Annotated in this window: 7 protein-coding genes; 4 read left to right on the forward strand and 3 right to left on the reverse strand. The window is 28.8% G+C overall.

The window, feature by feature from the left end; translation table 11 throughout:
- The first annotated feature begins 139 nt into the window (after nt 1–139).
- From KPL38_RS17605 to KPL38_RS17615, 3 genes are read left to right on the forward strand one after another with little or no spacing between them, the layout of a single operon-like run.
- Nucleotides 140–841, forward strand: coding sequence for a hypothetical protein (locus KPL38_RS17605; protein WP_216290444.1), 702 nt, complete (start codon nt 140–142; stop codon nt 839–841).
- 27 nt (nt 842–868) lie between these two features.
- Nucleotides 869–1,033: a hypothetical protein gene (locus KPL38_RS17610; RefSeq protein ID WP_216290445.1), complete on the forward strand. Its 165-nt coding sequence runs from the start codon at nt 869–871 to the stop codon at nt 1,031–1,033.
- 19 nt (nt 1,034–1,052) lie between these two features.
- Nucleotides 1,053–2,012 (forward strand): S8 family peptidase, encoded by a 960-nt coding sequence (locus tag KPL38_RS17615; protein ID WP_216290446.1) that lies wholly within the window; start codon nt 1,053–1,055, stop codon nt 2,010–2,012.
- 198 nt (nt 2,013–2,210) lie between these two features.
- Here the strand turns inward: KPL38_RS17615 and KPL38_RS17620 are convergent, their stop codons facing one another.
- From KPL38_RS17620 to KPL38_RS17630, 3 genes are all read right to left on the reverse strand, one after another.
- On the reverse strand, nt 2,211–2,471 hold the full coding sequence (locus tag KPL38_RS17620; protein WP_216290447.1) for a Txe/YoeB family addiction module toxin: 261 nt from the start codon (nt 2,469–2,471) through the stop codon (nt 2,211–2,213).
- The gene (locus KPL38_RS17625) at nt 2,452–2,730 is read right to left on the reverse strand and encodes a type II toxin-antitoxin system RelB/DinJ family antitoxin (protein ID WP_216290448.1); all 279 of its coding nucleotides are present in this window, start codon (nt 2,728–2,730) and stop codon (nt 2,452–2,454) included. The genes KPL38_RS17620 and KPL38_RS17625 overlap by 20 nt, the downstream gene beginning before the upstream one ends.
- A 1,580-nt stretch (nt 2,731–4,310) precedes the next feature.
- On the reverse strand, nt 4,311–5,396 hold the full coding sequence (locus tag KPL38_RS17630; RefSeq protein WP_216290449.1) for a replication initiation protein: 1,086 nt from the start codon (nt 5,394–5,396) through the stop codon (nt 4,311–4,313).
- A 435-nt stretch (nt 5,397–5,831) separates the two neighbouring features.
- Here KPL38_RS17630 and KPL38_RS17635 point away from each other — a divergent pair, with 435 nt between their 5' ends.
- The gene (locus tag KPL38_RS17635; protein WP_216290450.1) at nt 5,832–6,383 is read left to right on the forward strand and encodes a hypothetical protein; all 552 of its coding nucleotides are present in this window, start codon (nt 5,832–5,834) and stop codon (nt 6,381–6,383) included.
- Nucleotides 6,384–6,531 lie beyond the last annotated feature (148 nt).

The following is a 6,531-nucleotide window of genomic DNA, read 5'->3' on the forward strand; positions in this document are numbered from 1 at the left end:
TGTGAATTTAGTTGTGATGAATATAAATTCGACAAAAGGTGGGGGAATTCCTGTAAATATATGATTGTAAAGCCTTGAAGTCACTTGACTACAAGGTTATGCAATTAACTATATATAAAAAGATATAGGGGGGATAACATTGAAAAAATTTAGACTTTCATTATTAAGTATTGTATTATGTATTGTAATGGTTATTACAAATATGTCTGTAGTTTTTGCTGCTGATAGTAATGGAACAAGTGGTGAAGATAGTATTACCACTAGTAACGGTATTGTCAATGCTATAAGTGATGACATTACAACTAGTTCTAACGGCTTAAATATTGACAAGAATGATCTCAAAATGGACTTAAAAGATGTTGACTACAACGCTATTCAAAAAGATGCAGAAGCTTCTGGTGTTACATTTAATAAAGATTTAACAGCTGCTAGTTTATACACTACAATTACAGCAAATATAAATGAATTAAATAAGGAAGTACGTAGTGATGATTTAACAGTTTTGAAAAATGGAACTTTAATAGATTCTAGTGATGATAATTTTTACATCCAAGGTGGATCAACATATCGTCAAAAATTTTGGTGGGGAATAAGGCAGTATAAAAGCACCTATTATGCAGGTCTATGGGCAGGTAAACTAAATCAAAGTGCTATTCATTTTGGAGCTGCAGCAGGTTTAACAGCATTATTTGGATTCGTTCCTCAGGCAGCAGCATGTATTGGAGGCGCTTGGTACATGGGTTCAATTGCAAATAAAGTAAATACTATTAATGGTTCAACTAGAAGAGGAATAAGAGCTGATATACATTGGTGGCTTACTTACACTATAGTAAGACAATAATTTAAAACAACAAAGGAGATGAATAACTTGAGACCAATGGTTCCAGTTATATTAGTAATTATAATTTTACTTTGTTCCCTTATTGGGAAAAAATACAATTTAGGAAAAAGGTTCCCTAAATCAGAAATTGTACTTAACATTGCTTTAGTTATAGTAGTGTTAGTTGCTTTATACACTATTTTTTTCAGCTAAAACAAAGGGGATGAATAATTTGAATGTAATAGTTTCTATAACCTTAGTAATTGTAGTCTTACTTTGTTCCCTTATTGGAAGAATGTATAATTTTGGAGAAAAGTTTCCTAAAGTAAAAATCGTACTTAATATTTCCTTAGTTATAGTAGTGTTAATTGCCTTATTCACTATTTTTTTCGATTCTGGTGTTAACAAAGATAAAGGCTGGGCTATAGATTATATGAATTATAAGTCTATCCATAAGCTTTCTAAAGGGAAATCACAAAAGATAGCATTGATAGATACAGGTATATCTAAATTTCAAATCAATAATGATGAAAAAAGTATTGCTTTGGTTGGAAATGAGTATGATAATAATGGACATGGAACAATTCTGTACTCTATAATAAAGGGCTATGGCTATGGCAATGAAATTGAAGGGATTGCGCCAAACACAGAGATATTTTCTATTAAAGTAATGGATATAGATAATCCCATAAAGTCTAGCATTATAGCGCAAGCTATAAACAAAGCTATTGATGCAAAATGTACAATAATAAACATTAGTATCGGTGGCTACAAATATAATGATGGGATTTCAAAAGCTATTGACAAAGCAATGGCTAAAGGAATTACCGTTATATCCTCTTCAGGAGATTATAAAACTGTGGAAATGCTCTTTCCAGCAAACAAAAAAGGAGTTATTTCTGTAGGCGCCAGTTCTTCAAATTTTAAGACATGGGATTTTACTAATGCACCTGACAAGTGCACTATAATTGCACCCGGTGATGAAATAAAAGGCATTGATAATACTAAAAAAATAGATAGTACATCAGGAACGTCACAAGCAACTGCAATAATATCTGGGTATGTTGCATTATTAAAAGATTATGCTTATCAAAATAATGTGAAGTTAACAAACGAAAAAATAATAAGCTTACTAAAATCTATAAATAATAAAACATATAATTATGTAGAATTGTTTAATCAATTACATTAGTAATATTATATAAACATCAAATTTGGAGGATGATCTAAAGATCACCTCTTTTTTATAGTTCACATTTTGTTTGAAACTAGAATAAAAGGCATACAACATAACGAAAATTATATTGTACCAAAAAAGGTATAACTATAAAATAAAAAAGAAGACTAGGCATATTACTATGCCTAGTCTTCTTTAAATTGCTAAAGACTCCTATTTTTCATAGTGTGTCTTACATTGAGCTATTTCAATCTGGTCATCTTCAATGCGGTATACCAAACGGTTTACACCATCAATTTTTCTACTCCAAAAACCCTGTAACTCATGTTTTAATGGTTCGGGTTTTCCAGTACCAGTATATCCGTTGCGATCTATATCTTTAAGAAGTTGATTAATTTTCTTTAATGTCTTTTTATCCTGTGACTGCCAATCAACATAATCATTCCAAGCTTCATTAGACCATAGTTTCTTCATTTTCTACCTCAACAATATCGTGTATTGTACCTTTCTTTTGATTAAGTTGATTGATAGATTTTTTCAAGTGTTCAATATTAGATTCATTATAAAACGGGTCACTTGCAGTAATTTCAAAAGGTATTCTTCGTTCTCTAACAACTGCTTTTGCAAAAATAGTAAATGCAGTTGTCATATTCATACCAAAATCCGCAAAAAGGGTTTCTGCTTGTTTCTTTAATTCTTCATCAATACGAATATTAACTGATTTTAGAGCCATAATATCACTCCTTTCATTACATTATATATACACATTGTATAGCAAAAATTTTATTTTGTAAATACAATGTATATATATTGTATACATATATTATACTAATTATTCATTGAAAGTTACCCTAAAATTATTTATTGTCAAATTGCCTTGTTTGGGTATTCCGTATATGAATACCACCTATCTACTTTTAATCTTTTTGAAATTTTAAAATTCTAACAATAATTATGCCATGTTATAAGAAATTAACATGATTATATCTTGCTAATATATAAGATATGATTAAAATAAAATATTTTTTATAATGTATTATATTAAAAATCATGGTTACCAACATTCAACATAATAAAAGGTTATAGTGAATGATTATTATAAATCTATTGGTATTGTATGCCTCTTTGTTTTTTTGAATTAACCAAATACCATATTTATAATAAAAGTTAACTTAGGTTAACCATATATTTATAGTCTTATATATAACTAATTATAAAAAGAGTCAATTAAAACTCTATATAAAGTGTTAAAATGTAGGTACAAACAATGTGGAATTGTACAATTCATACTCGATTCCACTCAAACTGTACTATATTTTGCTAGTATAACACTAGCAATGCCAACAAATAATATCATTTCAATTTCACTCAAAAAGTACGTGGACAAACAAATACAAAACAGTGATAAAAAATCGCAAGCGATCGCAACAAATTTGCTTTTTTAATTGACTTGTATTCATTTGTCCACTGGTATAAATTTAATTTTTATTGGTTGCACCCCAAACCCCGTATGAGCATAAGGGGTTTCTGTCCCCAACTAGGTTGCGGAGTTAGGCAAAGCCTAACGAAACAGTGGGTACAGATTTTAGGCTGTTTCCGTATACCTCTACGTAGGTTCCTGAATACATTTTTTACAAATTTTAGTCTCTGTCGTATACCTCTACGTAGCATAAAAAACATACCATATTCAAATAATGGACACCTTGTCAGACAAAATAACCTGACCATTTCCATTACTTAAATGTGGTTTCTTTATTAATAAAAGCTATTAGATTTACCTAAAATATTAAGATAAAAACACGAAGTGAGAAGATAAGGAAGGGAGTGCAGCAACTTCAAAATAAAAAATCTAAAACTAAAATACGACTGTGCACACAATACAAAAAGTATTTCGCCCTAAAGACAACTAAATTGTTTAACGCATTTAAATATAAGACCAATTTGGTCGTTTAGCGACAATAATAGTTAAATTCTAGGATACGTGTCTACATACGGATTTACCTATAAAATGTAAAATAGACATACGTAACTAGATACGTATGTCTATTTTACTTTGGCTCTATTACTTGTTTTCAAGTGTTTCACTATTTAATTCCTTTATAATTGTACTTAATCACGCCTATATATCATTATAAAGCTAGGTATATCAGTGCTTTATGTCTTTTAGTGCTTCGCACTTATCCCCTCGGAGAGCACGAATTTTACGGAGTAAAGTATAATGTGCTATACTTTACTATAAAGTATAGGTCGCTTTGCTCCTTTTTAGAATAAACAGACTAGTTAAATTCAGCTAAAATAAGGGTTTAACCTGATTTATTGAATTGATAATTGTTGAAATTCTTGTCCTGTTTCCTTAATCTTTTCTTCCTTATCCCAACCTAGTAATTTCTTTTCTAAAGCATCAAAATCATAATCTCTTTGTTCATAATCATTAAAACTGCCAACCTTGACCTTATCCTTTGGAATTGTATAATCCTCTTTAATAGCTTTAATCATCCACCCAACGATATTACCAATTTTAGATACATTTTGAGATAGAGCATATTTTTCTTTAATAATATTTATATCGTTTTTGGCAGTATTTAATATAAATTTAGCTTCTTTACCTGTTATGTTCTCTTTGAATATACTTTTAACCATGCTTATAAGCTCTGTAGAGAACTTTTCTTCTTCATTAGTAGATTTACATTCTAAAGTGGTACAAGCTTCCTCACTAGCTTTATTTTTAGTTCTATTAGCATTTATATGAAACTTTATACTAGTAACCTTCCTACCTGTCTTTATTTCTTCAAATTCTATCAGTAAATCGCTATCAAAATTTATTTCTTTTTTAGCTTTATTTAAAATTCTTTGCTTTATTAACCCGTATTGTTTGTATTCATCAAATCCTATGCCAAGTAGTGACCGTAAGTCTTCAATCTTGAAAGTTCTTTCTCCAATTTTTTCATACTGTTTTAAAAGTTCGTATATTCTTCCTGAATATTGACTTGCAAAACTAACCATTTGCTCAACTGAAAATTTTGTAAAACGTTCTTTAAGCATTAATAAATATGGTTTAAGCTTTGGTGAAAACTCTAATTCCACATAACCTTCATCAGCAAAGTATTCTGCTGAGCTTAACCATTTAGTTTTTAAAATAGATTTTTCTTTTATTATAGTTAAATCCCTATCTCTTAGAGCTTCAACATACTGAGATACTTGGTTATATATATTCTTACTTTTCGTTCCAATTATATCTGCAAACTGTTTTGCAGTAAACTTATACAATTTAAAATCAGCATCATCCTTATTTATCATAGATGTTAAAATATAGATAACTCTTTGTTCACCAACACTTAACTTATACGAAGCCTCAACAATATAATTAGATTTTACTATTAGCTTGTTATTTTTAACCATACATTACCACCTCAAGAACAATATACTATATATACATAACTATATCAATATATTTTTAATGATATAGTTCACCCCTTGTTTGATATAGTTCACCCCTTGTTTGATATAGTTCACTGTGCTTTTGACCCCTTGTTTGATATAGTTCACCCCTTGTTTGATATAGTTCACTTAAAGAAACCTAGTCATATCAATGTTTGTAGTGGGTCATAAAACCTTTAAAACAAGTACTGTTTAAAACCTTTAAAACAACAACAGTAGTTGTTTGCTATTATTCTTTAGATTTTATGTATTCTACTTCTATATAAATTTATTGGAAATATTCATTTAAAGGATTTAAATACTTTAAATAGAATTACAGTAAGTATTTAAAGTGTTTAAATATGTGCACTTGGTATCGTGAAAATATTATTCTGCTTGTAAAAGGAGTGTAAAGGCATGAGTAAAGATAGTAAACAGTGGTTAAAAGTAATAGAAATAGCGAGTTTAATTGGCTTATCAAAGGTTACTGTATATAAAAAGCTGAAAGCTATAGATAGCAAAGTTTTAAGACCTTTACTGAAAATTGAACAAGGTATACAGTATTATGATATAAAAATATTAGATTTACTACAACCTGAACAACATTGTGATAGTGTAAATGATAACACGTATAATTTACACAGTATTAACAGTACTAGTATTCCACTAAACGATTATGTAGCCATGGATTCAGAGAATATTAACCTTAAAACTGATTATATAAGTACATTAAAAGACCAGTTAAATAAAAAAGATATACAAATACAAGACTTAAATAAAAGATTAAGCCAGGAACAGGAACTTCATCAGAATACACAAATTCTGTTTAAACAGCAACAACCTAAACAAATATTACAACTAGAAGCTCACTTTGAAGAATTAGACAATAAATTAATTGAAATAAAAGATAAAATGCAAAAGAAAGAAAAGGATCATAAAGGAATCTTCAAAAAAATATTCAGTAAATAATTAGATCTAATCTATTTGTGTTTGATTATATAAAAAGTAGTTAATTGCAAAACTTTTCATAAAACCAATACAAATAATGGATAAAGATTCTCCTGATTTATAGCGAACTTAATAAGCATTAGGTTAACTATAAAAAATAACTATGCTA

The organism is Clostridium psychrophilum (assembly GCF_018861705.1).
Lineage (GTDB): Bacteria > Bacillota > Clostridia > Clostridiales > Clostridiaceae > Clostridium_AD > Clostridium_AD psychrophilum.